The sequence below is a fragment of the Bacillus sp. PK6-16 genome, assembly GCF_056530295.1.
This window is the reverse complement of the sequence record NZ_CP096511.1, coordinates 5,166,081-5,183,820: the sequence shown is the minus strand read 5'-3', so window position 1 is coordinate 5,183,820 and position 17,740 is coordinate 5,166,081. Positions and strand designations below refer to the sequence as shown.

Annotated in this window: 27 protein-coding genes; 26 read left to right on the top strand and 1 reads right to left on the bottom strand. The window is 40.9% G+C overall.

The window, feature by feature from the left end; all coding sequences use genetic code 11:
• Positions 1–17 precede the first annotated feature (17 nt).
• The 6 genes from rpoC to tuf all read left to right on the top strand — a co-directional run bounded on the left by rpoC (position 18) and on the right by tuf (position 8,620).
• Positions 18–3,629 carry a DNA-directed RNA polymerase subunit beta' gene (gene rpoC / locus M1D66_RS26650; RefSeq protein ID WP_000567939.1) on the top strand — a complete coding sequence of 1,204 codons (3,612 nt, stop codon included), beginning with the start codon at positions 18–20 and terminating at the stop codon, positions 3,627–3,629.
• 113 nt (positions 3,630–3,742) lie between these two features.
• Positions 3,743–3,991, top strand: coding sequence for a 50S ribosomal protein L7ae-like protein (locus tag M1D66_RS26645; RefSeq protein ID WP_000121837.1), 249 nt, complete (start codon positions 3,743–3,745; stop codon positions 3,989–3,991).
• Positions 3,992–4,105: 114 nt separating this feature from the next.
• Positions 4,106–4,528, top strand: coding sequence for a 30S ribosomal protein S12 (gene rpsL, locus M1D66_RS26640; RefSeq protein ID WP_001142341.1), 423 nt, complete (start codon positions 4,106–4,108; stop codon positions 4,526–4,528).
• Positions 4,529–4,557: 29 nt separating this feature from the next.
• Positions 4,558–5,028, top strand: a complete 471-nt coding sequence (gene rpsG, locus M1D66_RS26635; protein WP_001137491.1) for a 30S ribosomal protein S7 — start codon at positions 4,558–4,560, stop codon at positions 5,026–5,028.
• A gap of 208 nt (positions 5,029–5,236) precedes the next feature.
• Entirely contained in the window at positions 5,237–7,315 is a 2,079-nt protein-coding gene (gene fusA / locus M1D66_RS26630) for an elongation factor G (RefSeq protein ID WP_000090370.1), read from the top strand.
• A 117-nt stretch (positions 7,316–7,432) separates the two neighbouring features.
• On the top strand, positions 7,433–8,620 hold the full coding sequence (gene tuf / locus M1D66_RS26625; protein ID WP_001029614.1) for an elongation factor Tu: 1,188 nt from the start codon (positions 7,433–7,435) through the stop codon (positions 8,618–8,620).
• A 155-nt stretch (positions 8,621–8,775) separates the two neighbouring features.
• Here tuf and M1D66_RS26620 read toward each other — a convergent pair whose 3' ends face one another.
• On the bottom strand, positions 8,776–8,949 hold the full coding sequence (locus tag M1D66_RS26620) for a hypothetical protein (RefSeq protein WP_153603574.1): 174 nt from the start codon (positions 8,947–8,949) through the stop codon (positions 8,776–8,778).
• 69 nt (positions 8,950–9,018) lie between these two features.
• Here M1D66_RS26620 and rpsJ point away from each other — a divergent pair, with 69 nt between their 5' ends.
• The 20 genes from rpsJ to rpmD are packed head-to-tail and all read left to right on the top strand — an operon-like array spanning position 9,019 to position 17,722.
• Positions 9,019–9,327, top strand: coding sequence for a 30S ribosomal protein S10 (rpsJ, locus tag M1D66_RS26615; protein WP_001040596.1), 309 nt, complete (start codon positions 9,019–9,021; stop codon positions 9,325–9,327).
• A 34-nt stretch (positions 9,328–9,361) separates the two neighbouring features.
• On the top strand, positions 9,362–9,994 hold the full coding sequence (gene rplC / locus M1D66_RS26610) for a 50S ribosomal protein L3 (protein WP_000160207.1): 633 nt from the start codon (positions 9,362–9,364) through the stop codon (positions 9,992–9,994).
• Between the two features lie 25 nt (positions 9,995–10,019).
• Positions 10,020–10,643, top strand: coding sequence for a 50S ribosomal protein L4 (gene rplD, locus M1D66_RS26605; RefSeq protein ID WP_001127258.1), 624 nt, complete (start codon positions 10,020–10,022; stop codon positions 10,641–10,643).
• Positions 10,643–10,933 carry a 50S ribosomal protein L23 gene (gene rplW / locus M1D66_RS26600; RefSeq protein ID WP_001205558.1) on the top strand — a complete coding sequence of 97 codons (291 nt, stop codon included), beginning with the start codon at positions 10,643–10,645 and terminating at the stop codon, positions 10,931–10,933. Before rplD ends, rplW begins: the two co-directional genes overlap by 1 nt.
• Positions 10,934–10,961: 28 nt before the next feature.
• Complete coding sequence (gene rplB, locus M1D66_RS26595; RefSeq protein WP_000511583.1) at positions 10,962–11,792, top strand: 50S ribosomal protein L2; 831 nt, start codon at positions 10,962–10,964, stop codon at positions 11,790–11,792.
• Between the two features lie 60 nt (positions 11,793–11,852).
• A complete protein-coding gene (gene rpsS, locus M1D66_RS26590) occupies positions 11,853–12,131 on the top strand; it encodes a 30S ribosomal protein S19 (RefSeq protein WP_000124454.1) in 279 nt (92 codons plus the stop codon).
• 17 nt (positions 12,132–12,148) lie between these two features.
• Positions 12,149–12,490 carry a 50S ribosomal protein L22 gene (rplV, locus tag M1D66_RS26585; protein WP_001148024.1) on the top strand — a complete coding sequence of 114 codons (342 nt, stop codon included), beginning with the start codon at positions 12,149–12,151 and terminating at the stop codon, positions 12,488–12,490.
• Between the two features lie 3 nt (positions 12,491–12,493).
• Positions 12,494–13,153, top strand: coding sequence for a 30S ribosomal protein S3 (gene rpsC, locus M1D66_RS26580; RefSeq protein WP_000529956.1), 660 nt, complete (start codon positions 12,494–12,496; stop codon positions 13,151–13,153).
• 1 nt (position 13,154) lies between these two features.
• Positions 13,155–13,589 (top strand): 50S ribosomal protein L16, encoded by a 435-nt coding sequence (gene rplP, locus M1D66_RS26575; protein WP_000928969.1) that lies wholly within the window; start codon positions 13,155–13,157, stop codon positions 13,587–13,589.
• Complete coding sequence (rpmC, locus tag M1D66_RS26570) at positions 13,579–13,779, top strand: 50S ribosomal protein L29 (protein ID WP_000855718.1); 201 nt, start codon at positions 13,579–13,581, stop codon at positions 13,777–13,779. Before rplP ends, rpmC begins: the two co-directional genes overlap by 11 nt.
• 20 nt (positions 13,780–13,799) lie before the next feature.
• A complete protein-coding gene (gene rpsQ / locus M1D66_RS26565; RefSeq protein ID WP_000004106.1) occupies positions 13,800–14,063 on the top strand; it encodes a 30S ribosomal protein S17 in 264 nt (87 codons plus the stop codon).
• Positions 14,064–14,106: 43 nt separating this feature from the next.
• Positions 14,107–14,475 carry a 50S ribosomal protein L14 gene (gene rplN / locus M1D66_RS26560; RefSeq protein WP_000615912.1) on the top strand — a complete coding sequence of 123 codons (369 nt, stop codon included), beginning with the start codon at positions 14,107–14,109 and terminating at the stop codon, positions 14,473–14,475.
• Between the two features lie 38 nt (positions 14,476–14,513).
• Positions 14,514–14,825 carry a 50S ribosomal protein L24 gene (gene rplX, locus M1D66_RS26555; RefSeq protein ID WP_000558200.1) on the top strand — a complete coding sequence of 104 codons (312 nt, stop codon included), beginning with the start codon at positions 14,514–14,516 and terminating at the stop codon, positions 14,823–14,825.
• A 26-nt stretch (positions 14,826–14,851) separates the two neighbouring features.
• On the top strand, positions 14,852–15,391 hold the full coding sequence (rplE, locus tag M1D66_RS26550; protein ID WP_001080831.1) for a 50S ribosomal protein L5: 540 nt from the start codon (positions 14,852–14,854) through the stop codon (positions 15,389–15,391).
• 33 nt (positions 15,392–15,424) lie between these two features.
• The gene (gene rpsN, locus M1D66_RS26545) at positions 15,425–15,610 is read left to right on the top strand and encodes a 30S ribosomal protein S14 (RefSeq protein ID WP_001085700.1); all 186 of its coding nucleotides are present in this window, start codon (positions 15,425–15,427) and stop codon (positions 15,608–15,610) included.
• A 29-nt stretch (positions 15,611–15,639) separates the two neighbouring features.
• Positions 15,640–16,038 carry a 30S ribosomal protein S8 gene (gene rpsH, locus M1D66_RS26540; RefSeq protein ID WP_000245511.1) on the top strand — a complete coding sequence of 133 codons (399 nt, stop codon included), beginning with the start codon at positions 15,640–15,642 and terminating at the stop codon, positions 16,036–16,038.
• Positions 16,039–16,070: 32 nt separating this feature from the next.
• Entirely contained in the window at positions 16,071–16,610 is a 540-nt protein-coding gene (rplF, locus tag M1D66_RS26535) for a 50S ribosomal protein L6 (RefSeq protein WP_000086558.1), read from the top strand.
• A gap of 31 nt (positions 16,611–16,641) precedes the next feature.
• Positions 16,642–17,004 carry a 50S ribosomal protein L18 gene (gene rplR, locus M1D66_RS26530; protein ID WP_000628816.1) on the top strand — a complete coding sequence of 121 codons (363 nt, stop codon included), beginning with the start codon at positions 16,642–16,644 and terminating at the stop codon, positions 17,002–17,004.
• Positions 17,005–17,025: 21 nt separating this feature from the next.
• Entirely contained in the window at positions 17,026–17,526 is a 501-nt protein-coding gene (rpsE, locus tag M1D66_RS26525; protein WP_000554646.1) for a 30S ribosomal protein S5, read from the top strand.
• 13 nt (positions 17,527–17,539) lie between these two features.
• Positions 17,540–17,722 carry a 50S ribosomal protein L30 gene (gene rpmD, locus M1D66_RS26520; RefSeq protein ID WP_001085234.1) on the top strand — a complete coding sequence of 61 codons (183 nt, stop codon included), beginning with the start codon at positions 17,540–17,542 and terminating at the stop codon, positions 17,720–17,722.
• Positions 17,723–17,740: the final 18 nt, after the last annotated feature.

Sequence of the window (17,740 nt, the reverse complement as noted above, 5' to 3'; positions counted from 1 at the left end):
AAAGGGAGGTAGGCCCCTTGATAGATGTAAATAACTTTGAATATATGAAGATTGGACTTGCTTCACCTGACAAGATTCGTTCTTGGTCATACGGTGAAGTTAAGAAACCAGAAACTATTAACTATCGTACGTTAAAGCCTGAAAAAGATGGCTTGTTCTGTGAGCGTATTTTCGGACCACAAAAGGACTGGGAATGTCATTGCGGAAAATACAAACGTGTACGTTATAAAGGTGTAGTTTGTGATCGATGTGGCGTTGAAGTAACGCGTGCAAAAGTACGTCGTGAACGTATGGGTCATATCGAATTAGCTGCTCCTGTATCTCATATTTGGTATTTCAAAGGTATCCCGAGCCGCATGGGACTTGTCTTAGACATGTCCCCTCGCGCGCTTGAAGAAGTAATTTATTTCGCTTCTTATGTTGTAACAGAAAGTGGAGATACACCACTTGATAAGAAGCAATTACTTTCTGAAAAAGAATACCGTGCATATCGTGATCGATATGGTAGCACATTCCAAGCTGCTATGGGTGCAGAAGCAATTAAAAAGCTACTACAAGACATCGATTTAGATAAAGAAGTAGACTTCTTAAAAGAAGAATTAAAAACAGCACAAGGACAACGCCGTACTCGTGCTATTAAACGTCTAGAAGTATTAGAAGCATTCCGTAACTCTGGAAATGAACCGTCTTGGATGATCTTAGATGTTCTACCAGTAATCCCACCAGAACTACGCCCAATGGTACAGTTAGACGGTGGACGTTTTGCTACTTCTGACTTAAACGACTTATACCGTCGTGTAATTAACCGTAACAACCGTTTAAAACGTCTATTGGACTTAGGTGCACCAAGCATCATCGTTCAAAACGAAAAACGTATGTTACAAGAAGCTGTAGACGCATTAATCGATAATGGTCGTCGTGGCCGTCCAGTTACTGGGCCAGGTAACCGTCCATTAAAATCACTATCTCACATGCTTAAAGGTAAACAAGGACGTTTCCGTCAAAACTTATTAGGTAAACGTGTTGACTACTCTGGTCGTTCTGTAATCGTTGTAGGACCGAACTTAAAGATGTATCAATGTGGATTACCAAAAGAAATGGCGCTTGAACTGTTCAAACCTTTCGTAATGAAAGAGTTAGTTGAAAAAGGATTAGCACATAACATTAAGAGTGCGAAACGTAAAATCGAGCGTGTACAACCTGAAGTTTGGGACGTTTTAGAGTCTGTGATTAAAGAACATCCAGTACTTCTAAACCGCGCACCAACACTTCACCGTCTTGGTATCCAGGCGTTTGAACCTACATTAGTAGAAGGTCGCGCAATCCGTCTTCACCCACTTGTATGTACTGCATACAACGCGGACTTTGACGGTGACCAAATGGCCGTTCACGTACCTTTATCATCAGAAGCTCAAGCTGAAGCTCGTCTTCTTATGTTAGCGGCACAAAACATCTTGAACCCGAAAGACGGTAAACCAGTTGTTACTCCATCTCAGGATATGGTATTAGGTAACTATTACTTAACACTTGAGCGTGAAGGTGCAATCGGTGAAGGTATGGTCTTCAAAGATGCAAACGAAGCATTGCTTGCATATCAAAATGGATATGTTCATCTTCATACACGTGTTGCAGTAGCTGCAAGTGCAGTAAACAACGCAACATTTACTGAAGAGCAAAAGAGTATGCTTCTATTAACAACAGTTGGTAAATTAATATTTAACGAAATCTTACCAGAGTCGTTCCCTTATATTAATGAACCAACAAATTCAAACCTTGAAAAAGAAACACCAGCGAAATATTTCGTTGAAAAAGGTGCGAACATTAAAGAAATTATTGCTAGTCGCGAAGAAGTGGCGCCATTTAGCAAGAAGATCCTTGGTAACATCATTGCGGAAGTGTTCAAACGTTTCCAAATTACAGAAACGTCTCGCATGCTTGACCGTATGAAAAACTTAGGATTCAAGTACTCTACAAAAGCTGGTATTACAGTTGGGGTATCTGACATTCTTGTATTAGGCGAAAAAGATGAAATTCTCCACGAAGCACAAGCAAAAGTAGATAATGTAATTAAACAATTCCGTCGCGGTTTAATCACGGAAGAAGAACGTTACGATCGCGTTATCTCTATTTGGAGTAATGCAAAAGATGTTATCCAAGGAAAACTGATGAAATCCTTGAATAAACGCAACCCAATCTTCATGATGAGTGACTCAGGTGCCCGTGGTAACGCATCTAACTTTACTCAGCTTGCTGGTATGCGTGGTCTTATGGCCAATCCATCTGGTCGTATCATCGAACTTCCAATCAAATCGAGTTTCCGTGAAGGTTTAACAGTACTTGAGTACTTCATCTCTACGCATGGTGCGCGTAAAGGTCTTGCCGATACAGCACTTAAAACTGCCGATTCTGGTTACTTAACACGTCGTCTTGTTGACGTTGCACAAGATGTAATCGTTCGTGAAGATGATTGTGGAACAGATCGCGGTTTATTAATTGGTGCGATTAAAGAGGGTAATGAAGTTATCGAGTCATTATATGATCGTCTTGTTGGACGTTTTGCAAGAAAAACTGTAAAACATCCTGAAACAGGTGAAGTATTAGTTGCTGAAAATCAATTAATTACTGAAGATATCGCTCATATCGTTGAAAATTCGGGTGTTGAAACTGTAAACATTCGTTCAGCGTTTACATGTAACACTCGCCACGGTGTATGTAAGAAGTGTTACGGTCGTAACTTAGCAACTGGAACAGACGTAGAAGTAGGAGAAGCGGTAGGTATTATCGCAGCTCAATCTATCGGTGAGCCAGGTACACAGTTAACGATGCGTACATTCCATACAGGTGGGGTTGCCGGAGATGATATCACTCAAGGTTTACCTCGTATCCAAGAGATCTTCGAAGCTCGTAATCCGAAAGGTCAGGCAGTTATCAGTGAAATCGACGGTGTTATCGCAGCGATCAACGACGTTAAAGATCGCCAAGAAGTAGTTGTACAGGGTGAAGTTGAAGCTCGTACGTATGCTATTCCTTACGGTGCTCGTCTGAAAGTAACTCCAGGACAGCCAATTAGCCACGGTAAAGAGTTAACAGAAGGTTCTATTGATCCGAAAGAATTACTAAAAGTAACGGACATTACGGCGGTTCAAGAATACTTATTACGTGAAGTTCAAAAAGTATACCGTATGCAAGGGGTAGAAATTGGTGACAAACACGTAGAAGTAATGGTACGTCAAATGTTACGTAAAGTTCGTGTAAGTGATGCAGGTGAAACAGATGTATTACCAGGAACATTACTAGATATCCATCAGTTCACTGATGCGAATGCTAAGGTCTTACTGCAAGGTAAGCAACCAGCAACAGCTAGACCTGTTCTACTTGGTATTACAAAAGCTTCACTTGAAACAGATTCATTCTTATCTGCAGCATCGTTCCAAGAAACAACTCGTGTCTTAACTGATGCAGCAATTAAGGGTAAACGCGATGAACTTCTAGGATTAAAAGAAAATGTTATTATCGGTAAACTTGTTCCTGCTGGAACAGGTATGAATCGTTATCGCAAAGTGGATCTTGTAAAAACAACACAAGATGACATGAATGTAGAAAACGATGAGGTTTATGTGGAACAGTAAAATTTTCCGGCATAAATTTTGTATAAAAACAATTAATCTTAGTTGACATTGTATGAGTCAAAATGTTACTATAATCAAGGTTGCTCCTGAACGATGCTTTGGAGGATATTTATATGTCTTATCAAAAAGTATCAACTGCTGAAAATGTAGTCGTTGGTCATAAACGCACATTGGAGGCAATCAAAAATGGTACAGTTAAAGAAGTTGTCATCGCAGAGGATGCTGACATGCGGTTAACCCATGCTATCATTCGTGTTGCAATGCAATATAACGTGCCCATAACAAAAGTTGAATCAGTTCGTAAGCTTGGTAAAGCTTCGGGGATTCAAGTGGGAGCTTCAGCAATAGGAATAATAAGTTAAAACTGTTTTTGTGAGGAGAGAGCATTTGCTCTTCCTTGCAAAAACTTTGTTTTCAACTAATAATGAACCACCTGGATATGTGGTCATACAAACATGCGAAGGGAGGATAATCAAATGCCTACTATTAACCAATTAGTGAGAAATGGTCGTACTGATAAAGTATGGAAATCTAAATCACCTGCGTTAAACAAAGGTTTTAACTCTTTAAAGAAAAAATCAACTGATATCTCTGCACCTCAAAAACGTGGTGTATGTACTCGTGTTGGTACAATGACTCCAAAGAAACCTAACTCAGCGTTACGTAAATACGCTCGTGTACGTTTAACAAACGGTATCGAGGTTACAGCTTACATCCCAGGTATCGGTCATAACCTACAAGAGCATAGCGTAGTATTAATTCGCGGTGGTCGTGTAAAGGATTTACCGGGGGTACGTTACCACATCGTTCGTGGTGCGCTTGACACAGCTGGTGTTGACAAACGTATGCAAGGACGTTCTAAATATGGTACTAAGAGACCAAAACCTGCTAAAAAATAATAACTTTAAAATGAAAGGAGGAACTCAATATGCCTCGTAAAGGACCTGTTGCGAAACGTGACGTGTTACCAGATCCAATGTACAATTCGAAGCTAGTAACACGCCTTATCAACAAAATGATGGTTGACGGTAAAAAAGGTAAATCTCAAACAATTCTTTATAATGCGTTCGATATCGTAAACGAACGTACTGGTAAAGAGCCAATGGAAGTATTCGAGCAAGCTCTTAAGAACATCATGCCTGTTCTTGAAGTACGCGCTCGTCGTGTTGGTGGTGCTAACTACCAAGTTCCAGTTGAGGTTCGTCCAGAACGCCGTACAACTTTAGGTCTTCGTTGGTTAGTAAACTACGCTCGTCTTCGTGGTGAAAAAACTATGGAAGAGCGTCTTGCTAACGAAATCTTAGATGCAGCTAACAACGCTGGTGCATCTGTTAAGAAACGTGAAGACACTCATAAAATGGCAGAAGCTAACAAAGCATTTGCTCATTACCGTTGGTAGGATTCAACGTAAAATAAATGTAAGCATAAACCGCTTTATTTGTCGCTTATGGAAGTGTGGAGAGGGAGAATGCCTCTCCCTTTCATCGGGCGCTCGTTTTACATAATGAGAGTACTGGACATACTGACATGTGTAACAATATAAAGTGGCTTTTTTGCTACTTAAAATAAAAAAATCCAATCCATATATGGAAGGAGCAAGACACCAAATGGCAAGAGAGTTCTCTTTAGAAAACACTCGTAATATTGGTATCATGGCTCACATCGATGCTGGTAAAACAACAGCAACTGAGCGTATTCTGTACTACACAGGACGTATTCATAAAATCGGTGAAACTCACGAAGGTGCATCTCAGATGGACTGGATGGAGCAAGAGCAAGAGCGTGGTATCACAATTACTTCTGCTGCAACTACAGCACAATGGAAAGGTCATCGTGTAAACATCATTGATACTCCAGGACACGTAGATTTCACAGTAGAAGTAGAACGTTCTTTACGCGTACTTGATGGCGCTGTAGCAGTACTTGATGCGCAATCTGGTGTAGAACCACAAACAGAAACTGTTTGGCGTCAGGCTACTACTTACGGCGTACCTCGTATCGTATTCGTTAACAAAATGGATAAGATCGGTGCAGATTTCTTATACTCTGTAGGAACAATCCACGATCGTTTACAAGCAAACGCACATCCAATTCAGTTACCAATCGGTGCTGAAGATGAGTTCAATGGTATCATTGACCTTGTTGAAGAGTGTGCTTACATGTACGGTAACGATTTAGGAACAGACATTCAACGTGTTGAAATTCCTGAAGAGCACAAAGAATTAGCTGAAGAATACCGTGGAAAACTTATTGAAGCGGTAGCTGAGCTTGATGAAGAAATGATGATGAAGTACCTAGAAGGTGAAGAAATCACTGTAGAAGAGCTTAAAGCTGGTATCCGTAAGGCTACAACTTCTGTAGAATTCTTCCCAGTAATCTGTGGTTCTGCATTCAAAAACAAAGGTGTTCAAATTCTGTTAGACGCAGTTATCGACTACCTTCCATCACCACTAGATGTACCTGCTATTAAAGGTACTCTACCGGATACAGATGAAGAAGTAGAACGTAAGTCTAGCGATGAAGAACCATTCGCAGCTTTAGCATTCAAAATCATGACTGACCCTTATGTTGGTAAGTTAACGTTCTTCCGTGTGTACTCTGGTGTGTTAAACTCTGGATCATACGTGAAAAACTCAACTAAAGGTAAGCGTGAGCGTGTAGGTCGTATCCTACAAATGCACGCTAACAGCCGTGAAGAGATTTCAACAGTTTACGCTGGTGATATCGCTGCTGCTGTAGGTTTAAAAGATACTACTACTGGTGATACTCTTTGTGACGAGAAGAGCCTTGTTATCCTTGAGTCTATGGAATTCCCAGAGCCAGTTATCTCTGTAGCTATCGAACCAAAATCTAAAGCTGACCAAGATAAAATGGGTACAGCATTATCTAAGCTTTCTGAAGAAGATCCAACATTCCGTGCTCACACTGACCAAGAAACTGGCCAAACTATCATCGCTGGTATGGGTGAACTTCACCTTGATATCATCGTTGACCGTATGCGTCGTGAATTCAAAGTGGAAGCAAACGTTGGTGCTCCTCAGGTAGCATACCGTGAGACTTTCCGCGCTGCTGCGAAAGTTGAAGGTAAGTTCGCTCGTCAATCTGGTGGTCGTGGACAATTCGGTCACGTTTGGATTGAGTTTGAACCTAACGAAGAAGGTAAAGGATTCGAATTCGAAAACAAGATCGTCGGTGGTGTAGTTCCTCGTGAATACATCCCAGCTGTTGGAGCAGGTCTTGAAGATGCACTTAAAAATGGTGTACTAGCTGGTTATCCACTAGTTGACATTAAAGCTGCATTAGTTGACGGATCTTACCATGATGTCGATTCATCTGAGATGGCGTTCAAAATCGCTGCATCTATGGCACTTAAAGCTGCGGTTTCTAAATGTAGCCCAGTAATTCTTGAGCCAATGATGAAAGTTGAAGTTGTAATTCCTGAAGAGTACATGGGTGACATTATGGGTGACGTAACATCTCGTCGTGGACGTGTAGAAGGTATGGAAGCTCGCGGTAACGCACAAGTTGTTCGCGCTATGGTTCCACTTTCTGAAATGTTCGGTTATGCAACGTCATTACGTTCTAACACTCAAGGACGCGGAACATTCTCTATGGTGTTTGACCACTATGAAGAAGTACCAAAGTCTGTTTCTGAAGAAATTATCAAAAAAAATAAAGGTGAATAATTGATTTTTATCGATTGTTCAAGTATAACTACTTATGTAAGCTTAGAAAGTGGGACGTAAGTTTCACTTTCTAGTCTAAATATAAAATAACCTATATAAACTAAGGAGGAATTTAGAATGGCTAAAGCTAAATTCGAACGTTCTAAACCCCATGTTAACATCGGTACAATCGGCCACGTTGACCATGGTAAAACTACATTAACTGCTGCGATCACTACAGTTCTTGCAAAAGCTGGTGGTGCTGAAGCACGCGGATACGATCAAATCGATGCTGCTCCAGAAGAAAGAGAGCGCGGTATCACAATTTCAACTGCACACGTTGAGTACGAAACTGAAACTCGTCACTATGCACACGTTGACTGCCCAGGTCACGCTGACTATGTTAAAAACATGATCACTGGTGCTGCTCAAATGGACGGCGGTATCTTAGTAGTATCTGCTGCTGATGGCCCAATGCCTCAAACACGTGAGCACATCCTTCTTTCTCGTCAAGTAGGTGTTCCTTACATCGTTGTATTCTTAAACAAATGCGACATGGTAGATGACGAAGAATTATTAGAATTAGTAGAAATGGAAGTTCGCGACCTATTATCTGAATACGGATTCCCAGGCGACGACATTCCTGTAATCAAAGGTTCTGCTCTTAAAGCTCTTCAAGGAGAAGCTGATTGGGAAGCAAAAATCATTGAATTAATGGCTGAAGTTGATGCTTACATCCCAACTCCAGAACGTGAAACTGACAAACCATTCTTAATGCCTGTAGAGGACGTATTCTCTATCACAGGTCGTGGTACAGTTGCTACTGGTCGTGTTGAGCGCGGTATCGTTAAAGTTGGTGACGTAGTAGAAATCATCGGTCTTGCTGAAGAAAATGCTTCTACAACTGTAACTGGTGTAGAGATGTTCCGTAAACTTCTTGACCAAGCTCAAGCTGGAGACAACATCGGTGCTTTACTTCGTGGGGTTGCTCGTGAAGACATCCAACGTGGACAAGTACTTGCAAAAAGCGGTTCTGTAAAAGCTCACGCTAAATTCAAAGCTGAAGTTTTCGTATTATCTAAAGAAGAAGGTGGACGTCACACTCCATTCTTCGCTAACTACCGTCCTCAGTTCTACTTCCGTACAACTGACGTAACTGGTATCATCCAATTACCAGAAGGTACTGAAATGGTAATGCCTGGTGACAACATCGAAATGACTATCGAACTTATCGCTCCAATCGCTATCGAAGAGGGAACTAAATTCTCTATTCGTGAAGGTGGACGTACAGTAGGTTACGGTGTAGTTGCTACTATCGTTGAGTAATCTTAACTGATATAAAAAAACCTAAGGGATTTTCCCTTAGGTTTTTTGTTTGCGTTTATATAAGGAAGAAGAGGGTGTTTTTTGTTTTGACGAGTTTCTTCTATAGTAATATAAAAACGACAAAAGATAATCCAGAAACTGTAAAATGAATTCTATTAGATGAAAACTTGAAATTCTTTAAAGTGCCATGTATAATAGCAAAAGTAGAGAAAAGCAGATGCAAACAAAAAGATGCTTGCATCTAGACGAATAACATTGTATAATAGACAATGTTGGTCTTTGACTGCGATGAAGTGGAAGGTTGCTGACACACCCGGCCGCTTTGCCATGGCATGGTGTGGGGAAATTTCCATGGAGAAGGTCTATTTTAGAAATAGGCGAACGAAGGAGGGAAAATAATGGCAAAAGAAAAAATTCGTATCCGTTTAAAAGCTTACGATCACCGTATTCTTGATCAGTCAGCTGAGAAAATTGTAGAAACAGCTAAGCGTTCTGGGGCAACAGTTTCTGGTCCGATCCCATTACCAACTGAAAAAACTGTTTACACAATTCTTCGTGCTGTTCATAAGTACAAAGATTCTCGTGAGCAATTCGAAATGCGCACGCACAAACGTCTAATCGACATCGTGAGTCCTACTCCACAAACAGTAGATTCATTAATGCGTTTAGACTTACCATCTGGTGTAGATATCGAAATCAAACTATAATTTATATAACTTAAAAATGTAGGAGGTGTAACTCATGACCAAAGGAATCTTAGGAAGAAAGATCGGTATGACTCAAGTATTTGCTGAGAACGGTGAGTTAATCCCAGTAACAGTTATCGCTGCTAATCCAAACGTTGTTCTTCAAAAGAAAACAACTGAAACTGATGGCTACAATGCAATCCAGTTAGGATTTGAAGATAAACGTGAAAAGTTAACTAACAAACCTGAACAAGGCCACACTGCTAAAGCATCTACAACTCCTAAGCGCTTCATTCGCGAAATCCGCGATGCAGACGTGGACGGATTAGAGGTTGGTCAAGAGGTAAAAGTTGACGTATTCGCTACAGGTGAAATCGTTGATGTAACAGGAATTTCTAAAGGTAAAGGTTTCCAAGGTGTTATCAAACGCCACGGACAATCTCGCGGACCTATGTCTCATGGTTCTCGCTATCACCGTCGTCCAGGTTCAATGGGCCCAGTTGCTCCGAACCGTGTATTCAAAGGCAAAAAACTTGCTGGACGTATGGGTGGAGACCAAGTTACTATCCAAAACTTAGAAATCGTTCAAGTTGACACTGAGCGCAACTTATTACTAGTAAAAGGTAACGTTCCAGGTGCTAAGAAATCTCTTGTAGTTGTTCAAGGCGCTGTGAAGGTTAGCAAATAATTCACAATAGGAAGGAGGAATTCCAATGCCAAAAGTTACTGTATATAACCAAACTGGTTCACAGGTTGGTGAAATCGAATTAGCTGAAGCTATTTTCGGTATCGAACCAAATGAAGCTGTACTTTTCGAAGCTGTAATGATGCAACGTGCATCTTTACGTCAAGGTACACACAAAGTAAAAACTCGCTCTGAAGTTCGCGGTGGTGGTCGTAAACCATGGCGTCAAAAAGGAACTGGACGTGCTCGTCAAGGGTCTATCCGCTCTCCTCAATGGCGTGGTGGTGGTACGGTATTCGGACCTACACCAAGAAGCTATGCGTACAAACTTCCTAAGAAAGTTCGTCGTTTAGCAATCAAATCTGCATTAGCTACTAAAGTAGTTGAGAACAACATTGTAGTTCTTGAAGACCTAGTGTTAAATGCACCAAAAACAAAAGACATGCTAGCAGTACTTAAAGGATTAACTGTTGAGAAGAAAGCTCTTATCGTAACTGCTGATGCAAACGAATCTGTAGAGTTATCTGCTCGCAATATCCCTGGAGTAACAGTAATCACTGCTGATGGCGTAAACGTTTTAGACGTGCTTCATCATGATAAGCTAATCATGACAAAAGCGGCAGTGGAAAAAGTAGAGGAGGTGCTTGCATAATGAGAGATCCTCGTGATATCATTAAGCGCCCAGTTATCACTGAACGTTCTATGGAAATGATGGCTGAAAAAAAATACACGTTCGATGTGGACGTTAAATCTAATAAAACAGAAGTTAAAGATGCTCTTGAAGCGATCTTTGGTGTTAAAGTAGAAAAAGTGAACATCATGAACTACAAGCCGAAAGCAAAACGCGTTGGTCGTCACGCTGGTTTTACTAGCCGTCGTCGTAAAGCAATCGTTAAGCTAACTGCTGACAGCAAAGAAATCGAAATCTTCCAAGGCGTTTAATTCTTACTAAAGAAGGAGGGAAATTGAGATGGGAATCAAAAAGTATAATCCAACTACTAACGGTCGTCGTAATATGACTACGAATGATTTCGCTGAAATCACGACTGATAGACCCGAAAAGTCATTACTTGCTCCTTTAAGCAAGAAGGCTGGTCGTAATAACCAAGGTAAAATCACTGTACGTCATCAAGGTGGCGGACATAAGCGTCAATACCGTATCATCGACTTTAAGCGTAACAAAGATGGAATTCCAGGACGCGTTGCTACGATCGAATACGATCCAAACCGCTCTGCGAATATCGCATTAATTAACTACGTTGACGGTGAAAAACGTTACATTCTTGCTCCTAAATCTTTAGAAGTAGGTATGGAAGTTATGTCTGGCCCAGAAGCTGACATTAAAATCGGTAACGCATTACCATTAATCAACATTCCAGTAGGTACTGTTGTTCATAACATCGAGCTTAAGCCTGGTCGTGGCGGACAATTAGTTCGTTCTGCTGGTACATCTGCTCAAGTACTTGGTAAAGAAGGTAAATACGTACTTGTACGTTTAACTTCTGGTGAAGTACGTCTTGTATTATCTGCTTGTCGCGCTTCAATCGGTCAAGTAGGTAACGAACAACACGAACTTATCAAAATCGGTAAAGCAGGTCGCTCTCGCTGGTTAGGTAAACGCCCAACAGTTCGTGGTTCTGTAATGAACCCTGTTGATCACCCACACGGTGGTGGTGAAGGACGTTCTCCAATCGGACGTAAGTCTCCAATGTCTCCATGGGGTAAACCAACTCTTGGATTCAAGACTCGTAAGAAAAACAAAGCGTCTGACAAATTTATCGTTCGTCGTCGTAAAAAATAATGGGATTGTAGTACGGTTCATTTCTAGAACCGTACGCCAATCACGAAGGGAGGCACCAAAATGGCTCGTAGCTTAAAAAAAGGACCATTTGTCGATGATCACTTAATGAGCAAAATGGAAAAATTAGTTGCATCTGAGCAAAAACAAGTTGTTAAAACTTGGTCTCGCCGTTCAACAATCTTCCCTCAGTTCATCGGACACACAATCGCTGTATATGATGGTCGTAAACACGTACCTGTGTACATCACTGAGGATATGGTTGGCCATAAGTTAGGTGAATTCGCACCAACTCGTACGTACAAAGGTCACCTTGCTGACGATAAGAAAACTAGAAGATAATGAGAGGAGGCACTTCAATGCAAGCTAAAGCAGTAGCGAGAACAGTTCGTATTGCTCCTCGTAAAGTTCGTTTAGTAGTAGACTTAATCCGAGGTAAGCAAGTGGGTGAAGCGATTGCTATCCTTAACCACACACCAAAAACTGCTTCTCCAGTTGTAGAAAAAGTTTTAAAATCTGCAATCGCAAATGCAGAGCACAATTATGAGATGGACATTAACAACCTAGTTGTAGAAAAAGTTTTCGTTGACGAAGGTCCAACGTTAAAACGTTTCCGTCCACGTGCAATGGGTCGTGCAAGCCAAATTAACAAACGCACAAGCCACATCACAGTTGTGGTATCAGAAAAGAAGGAGGGATAATCGATGGGTCAAAAGGTTAATCCAATTGGTCTTCGTGTCGGCGTTATCCGTGACTGGGAATCTCGTTGGTTCGCTGAGAAAGATTACGCTACATTATTACATGAAGACATCAAAATCCGTGAGTACATTAATGTACGCTTAAAAGATTCTGCTGTTGCTAAAGTAGAAATCGAACGTGCAGCAAATCGTGTAAATGTTACAATTCACACTGCAAAACCTGGTATGGTAATTGGTAAAGGTGGTACTGAAGTTGAAGCGCTTCGTAAAGCTCTTAACCAATTAACAGGCAAGCGTGTACACATCAACATTTTAGAAGTTAAGAGAGCTGATCTTAACGCTAAATTAGTAGGCGAAAACATCGCTCGTCAATTAGAAAACCGTGTATCATTCCGTCGTGCACAAAAGCAAGTTATTCAACGTGCTATGCGTGCAGGTGCTAAAGGTATTAAAACACAGGTTTCTGGTCGTCTTGGCGGAGCTGATATCGCTCGTGCAGAATCTTACAGTGAAGGAACTGTTCCACTTCATACACTTCGCGCTGATATTGACTATGCAGCAGTTGAAGCTGATACAACATACGGTAAATTAGGCGTAAAAGTATGGATCTACCGTGGAGAAGTCCTTCCTACAAAAAAGAAAGCTTCTGAGGAAGGAGGAAAATAATATGTTAATGCCAAAACGCGTAAAATATCGTAGAGAGCATCGTGGTAAAATGCGTGGTCGTGCTAAAGGTGGAACTGAAATTGCTTTCGGTGAATTCGGTTTACAAGCACAAGCTGCTTCATGGATTACAAACCGTCAAATCGAAGCTGCTCGTCGTGCAATGACTCGTTACATGAAACGTGGCGGTAAAGTATGGATTAAAATTTTCCCTTCTAAACCTTACACTGCAAAACCTCTAGAAGTACGTATGGGTTCCGGTAAAGGGGCACCAGAAGGCTGGGTAGCAGTAGTAAAACCTGGGAAAATTATGTTCGAAATCGCGGGTGTATCTGAAGAGGTAGCACGCGAAGCATTACGTCTTGCAGCTCACAAGTTACCTGTGAAATGTAAATTCGTAAAACGTGAAGAAAATGGTGGTGAATCTAATGAAAACTAATGATATTCGTGAATTAACCACTGCCGAAATCGAAACAAAAGTTAAAGCTTTAAAGGAAGAGTTGTTTAATCTTCGCTTCCAACTTGCTACAGGACAATTAGAGAATCCAACTCGCATTCGTGAAGTGCGTAAAGCAATTGCTCGTATGAAAACTGTAGTTCGTGAAAGAGAGATCGGAATTAATCGATAAATTGAGGGGAGGTTTGCATAGTGAGCGAACGTAACCAACGCAAAGTTTATACTGGTCGTGTAGTGTCTGACAAAATGGACAAAACGATTACAGTTTTAGTTGAAACTTACAAAACTCATTCCTTGTACGGAAAACGTGTTAAGTATTCTAAGAAGTACAAAGCCCATGATGAGCAAAACCAAGCGAAACTTGGCGATATCGTTAAAATCATGGAAACTCGCCCGCTTTCTGCTACTAAGCGTTTCCGTTTAGTTGAAATCGTTGAAGAAGCGGTTATTATCTAAATAGACGAATCGGAATTTTTAGTCCGAAGGGAGGTTTCATAACATGATCCAACAAGAATCTCGTTTGAAAGTTGCTGACAACTCTGGTGCACGTGAACTTTTAACAATTAAAGTATTAGGCGGCTCTGGTCGTAAATATGCTAACATTGGTGACATTATCGTTGCTACGGTAAAACAAGCAACACCAGGTGGCGTTGTTAAAAAAGGTGACGTTGTTAAAGCAGTAGTAGTACGTACGAAGAGCGGAGCTCGTCGTCCGGACGGTTCTTACATCAAATTTGATGAAAACGCAGCGGTTATCATTAAAGACGATAAGAGCCCACGTGGTACTCGTATCTTCGGACCAGTAGCTCGTGAATTACGTGATAGCAACTTCATGAAGATCGTTTCTTTAGCTCCAGAAGTTCTATAATTTAAGGTATTGCCTTGCTAAGGAGGTGCAGAATTAAGATGCATGTAAAAAAAGGTGATAAAGTACAGGTAATCACTGGTAAAGACAAAGGAAAACAAGGCGTTATCCTTGTGGCTTTCCCAAAGCAAAACCGTGTTATCGTTGAGGGTGTCAATATCGTTAAGAAGCACTCTAAGCCATCTCAATTAAATCCACAAGGTGGAATTATTACTAAAGAAGCACCTATTCACGTTTCTAACGTTATGATTTTAGATCCGAAAACAGGTGAACCTACTCGCGTAGGCTTCAAAGTAGAAGATGGTAAAAAAGTTCGTATTGCAAAAAAATCTGGTGAATTATTAGATAAATAATTTTCTTAAGAAAGGAGGTCACTTCATTGAATCGCCTTAAAGAGAAGTTCCAAAAGGAAATTACTCCTGCTCTAGTGAGCAAGTTTAACTATAAATCTGTAATGCAGGTACCAAAAATCGAAAAGATCGTAATCAACACTGGTGTTGGTGACGCGGTATCTAACTCAAAAGCGTTAGACAACGCAGTAGAAGAATTAACACAAATCACAGGTCAAAAACCTGTTGTAACTCGTGCTAAAAAATCAATCGCTGGTTTCCGTCTTCGTGAAGGTATGCCAATCGGTGCGAAAGTAACTTTACGCGGCGAGCAAATGTATGAGTTCTTCGACAAATTAGTATCAGTTTCTTTACCACGTGTACGTGATTTCCGTGGTGTTTCTAAGAAATCATTCGATGGTCGTGGAAACTATACATTAGGTGTTAAAGAGCAACTTATTTTCCCTGAGATTGATTATGATAAAGTAAGCAAAGTCCGCGGTATGGACATCGTAATCGTTACTACAGCGAAAACTGATGAAGAAGCTCGTGAACTTTTAACACAATTCGGTATGCCATTCCAAAAATAATGGAAGCCAACGCTAAGTAGAGGAGGCGAAAACGTGGCTAAAAAATCTATGATAGCGAAACAAAAGCGTACTCCTAAGTTTAAAGTACAAGAGTATACACGTTGCGAACGCTGCGGTCGTCCGCATTCTGTATACCGCAAATTTAAACTTTGCCGTATTTGTTTCCGTGAACTTGCATATAAAGGTCAAATTCCTGGTGTTAAAAAAGCTAGTTGGTAAAACCCACAAATGGGAAGGAGGTAAAACACATGGTGATGACAGATCCAATTGCAGACATGCTTACTCGCATCCGTAATGCGAACATGGTACGTCATGAGAAATTAGAGGTTCCTGCTTCTAAAATCAAAAAAGAGATCGCTGAACTTTTAAAACGTGAAGGTTTCATTCGTGATGTAGAATACATCGAGGATAACAAACAAGGTATCCTTCGTATTTTCCTGAAATATGGTGCAAACAATGAACGTGTAATCACTGGATTAAAACGTATCAGTAAACCTGGCTTACGCGTTTACGCTAAAGCTGACGAAGTACCACGTGTACTTAACGGATTAGGTATCGCTCTTGTTTCTACATCTAAGGGAGTAATGACAGACAAAGACGCTCGTCAATTACAAACTGGTGGAGAAGTAGTAGCATACGTTTGGTAATATATATTTAAAACGAACGGAGGTGTGACCACATGTCTCGTATTGGTAAAAAGATTCTTGAAATCCCTGCAGGTGTTACTATTACAGTTGCAGAAGACAATACTGTAACAGTAAAAGGCCCTAAAGGTGAATTAACTCGTACTTTCAATGCTGATATGCTTATCAAAATTGAAGAGAATACATTAACAGTTGAGCGTCCATCTGAACAGAAGGAACACCGTGCATTACACGGTACAACTCGTGCTTTAATCGGAAACATGGTTGAAGGTGTAACTGAAGGTTTCGCACGCGGACTTGAATTAGTCGGTGTTGGTTACCGTGCTCAAAAACAAGGTGATAAACTTGTATTAAGCGTAGGTTATTCTCATCCAGTAGAAATGACTCCGGAAGCAGGTCTTGAAGTTGAAGTACCTGCACCAACTAAGATCGTAATTAAAGGTATCGACAAGCAACGTGTTGGCGAATTCGCTGCTAACATCCGTGCTGTACGTGCTCCTGAGCCTTACAAAGGTAAAGGTATTCGTTACGAAGGCGAAGTTGTTCGTCGTAAAGAAGGTAAAACTGCTAAGTAAACCCGTTAGGTGAGAGAAAGGAGTGACAAGAATGATCACTAAAGCTGATAAAAATGCGACTCGTAAGAAAAGACATGCACGTGTACGTGCTAAACTTACTGGTACTGCAGAGCGTCCACGTTTAAACGTGTTCCGTTCTAACCAACATATTTACGCTCAAGTTATTGATGATGTGAATGGTGTAACGTTAGTAAGTGCATCTACTCTTGATAAAGACCTTGCTCTTAACGGTACTAGCAATATTGAAGCTGCTACGAAAGTTGGAGAATCAGTTGCTAAGCGTGCTGTAGAGAAAGGCGTTAAAGAAGTAGTATTTGATCGCGGTGGTTACTTATACCATGGCCGTGTTAAAGCTCTAGCTGAAGCTGCTCGTGAGGCTGGATTACAATTTTAATGGTCAAAGGAGGGAAAATTGATGCATCGCATTGACCCAAGTAAATTAGAACTTGAAGAACGTGTAGTTACGATAAATCGTGTCGCGAAAGTTGTTAAGGGTGGTCGTCGTTTCCGCTTTGCTGCACTAGTTGTAGTTGGCGATAAAAACGGTCATGTTGGATTCGGTACTGGTAAAGCACAAGAGGTACCAGACGCAATCCGTAAAGCTATCGAAGACGCTAAGAAAAACTTAATCGCTGTACCATTAGTTGGTACAACAATTCCACACACAATCAACGGTCATTTTGGCGCTGGTGAAGTATTCTTAAAACCTGCTGCTGAGGGTACTGGTGTTATTGCTGGTGGACCTGTTCGTGCGGTCCTTGAATTAGCTGGTGTACAAGATATTCTTTCGAAATCTCTTGGTTCTAACACACCAATCAACATGATTCGCGCTACTGTGAACGGATTAAGCGAACTTAAGCGCGCTGAAGATGTTGCAAAATTACGCGGTAAATCTGTAGAAGAGCTACTAGGTTAAGGAGGGAAAACAAATGGCGAAAAAGTTAGAAATTACCCTCACTCGTAGTGTAATTGGTCGTCCACAAGATCAACGTGCGACGGTAGAAGCTTTAGGTCTTAAAAAGTTGAATTCAACTGTAGTTAAGGAAGAAACTCCTGCTATTCTTGGTATGATCAACAAAGTTTCTCACCTTGTAACTGTAAAAGAAGCTTAAGGATAACTCATTAATATA

What these genes read in the sequence shown, in the direction of transcription:
- M1D66_RS26645 (WP_000121837.1), top strand. Translation starts at nt 3,743, where the DNA reads ATGTCTTATCAAAAAGTATCAACTGCTGAAAATGTAGTCGTTGGTCAT.
- rpsL (WP_001142341.1), top strand. Translation starts at nt 4,106, where the DNA reads ATGCCTACTATTAACCAATTAGTGAGAAATGGTCGTACTGATAAAGTA.
- rpsG (WP_001137491.1), top strand. Translation starts at nt 4,558, where the DNA reads ATGCCTCGTAAAGGACCTGTTGCGAAACGTGACGTGTTACCAGATCCA.
- fusA (WP_000090370.1), top strand. Translation starts at nt 5,237, where the DNA reads ATGGCAAGAGAGTTCTCTTTAGAAAACACTCGTAATATTGGTATCATG.
- tuf (WP_001029614.1), top strand. Translation starts at nt 7,433, where the DNA reads ATGGCTAAAGCTAAATTCGAACGTTCTAAACCCCATGTTAACATCGGT.
- M1D66_RS26620 (WP_153603574.1), bottom strand. Translation starts at nt 8,949, where the DNA reads ATGGCAAAGCGGCCGGGTGTGTCAGCAACCTTCCACTTCATCGCAGTC.
- rpsJ (WP_001040596.1), top strand. Translation starts at nt 9,019, where the DNA reads ATGGCAAAAGAAAAAATTCGTATCCGTTTAAAAGCTTACGATCACCGT.
- rplC (WP_000160207.1), top strand. Translation starts at nt 9,362, where the DNA reads ATGACCAAAGGAATCTTAGGAAGAAAGATCGGTATGACTCAAGTATTT.
- rplD (WP_001127258.1), top strand. Translation starts at nt 10,020, where the DNA reads ATGCCAAAAGTTACTGTATATAACCAAACTGGTTCACAGGTTGGTGAA.
- rplW (WP_001205558.1), top strand. Translation starts at nt 10,643, where the DNA reads ATGAGAGATCCTCGTGATATCATTAAGCGCCCAGTTATCACTGAACGT.
- rplB (WP_000511583.1), top strand. Translation starts at nt 10,962, where the DNA reads ATGGGAATCAAAAAGTATAATCCAACTACTAACGGTCGTCGTAATATG.
- rpsS (WP_000124454.1), top strand. Translation starts at nt 11,853, where the DNA reads ATGGCTCGTAGCTTAAAAAAAGGACCATTTGTCGATGATCACTTAATG.
- rplV (WP_001148024.1), top strand. Translation starts at nt 12,149, where the DNA reads ATGCAAGCTAAAGCAGTAGCGAGAACAGTTCGTATTGCTCCTCGTAAA.
- rpsC (WP_000529956.1), top strand. Translation starts at nt 12,494, where the DNA reads ATGGGTCAAAAGGTTAATCCAATTGGTCTTCGTGTCGGCGTTATCCGT.
- rplP (WP_000928969.1), top strand. Translation starts at nt 13,155, where the DNA reads ATGTTAATGCCAAAACGCGTAAAATATCGTAGAGAGCATCGTGGTAAA.
- rpmC (WP_000855718.1), top strand. Translation starts at nt 13,579, where the DNA reads ATGAAAACTAATGATATTCGTGAATTAACCACTGCCGAAATCGAAACA.
- rplN (WP_000615912.1), top strand. Translation starts at nt 14,107, where the DNA reads ATGATCCAACAAGAATCTCGTTTGAAAGTTGCTGACAACTCTGGTGCA.
- rplX (WP_000558200.1), top strand. Translation starts at nt 14,514, where the DNA reads ATGCATGTAAAAAAAGGTGATAAAGTACAGGTAATCACTGGTAAAGAC.
- rpsH (WP_000245511.1), top strand. Translation starts at nt 15,640, where the DNA reads ATGGTGATGACAGATCCAATTGCAGACATGCTTACTCGCATCCGTAAT.
- rplF (WP_000086558.1), top strand. Translation starts at nt 16,071, where the DNA reads ATGTCTCGTATTGGTAAAAAGATTCTTGAAATCCCTGCAGGTGTTACT.
- rplR (WP_000628816.1), top strand. Translation starts at nt 16,642, where the DNA reads ATGATCACTAAAGCTGATAAAAATGCGACTCGTAAGAAAAGACATGCA.
- rpsE (WP_000554646.1), top strand. Translation starts at nt 17,026, where the DNA reads ATGCATCGCATTGACCCAAGTAAATTAGAACTTGAAGAACGTGTAGTT.
- rpmD (WP_001085234.1), top strand. Translation starts at nt 17,540, where the DNA reads ATGGCGAAAAAGTTAGAAATTACCCTCACTCGTAGTGTAATTGGTCGT.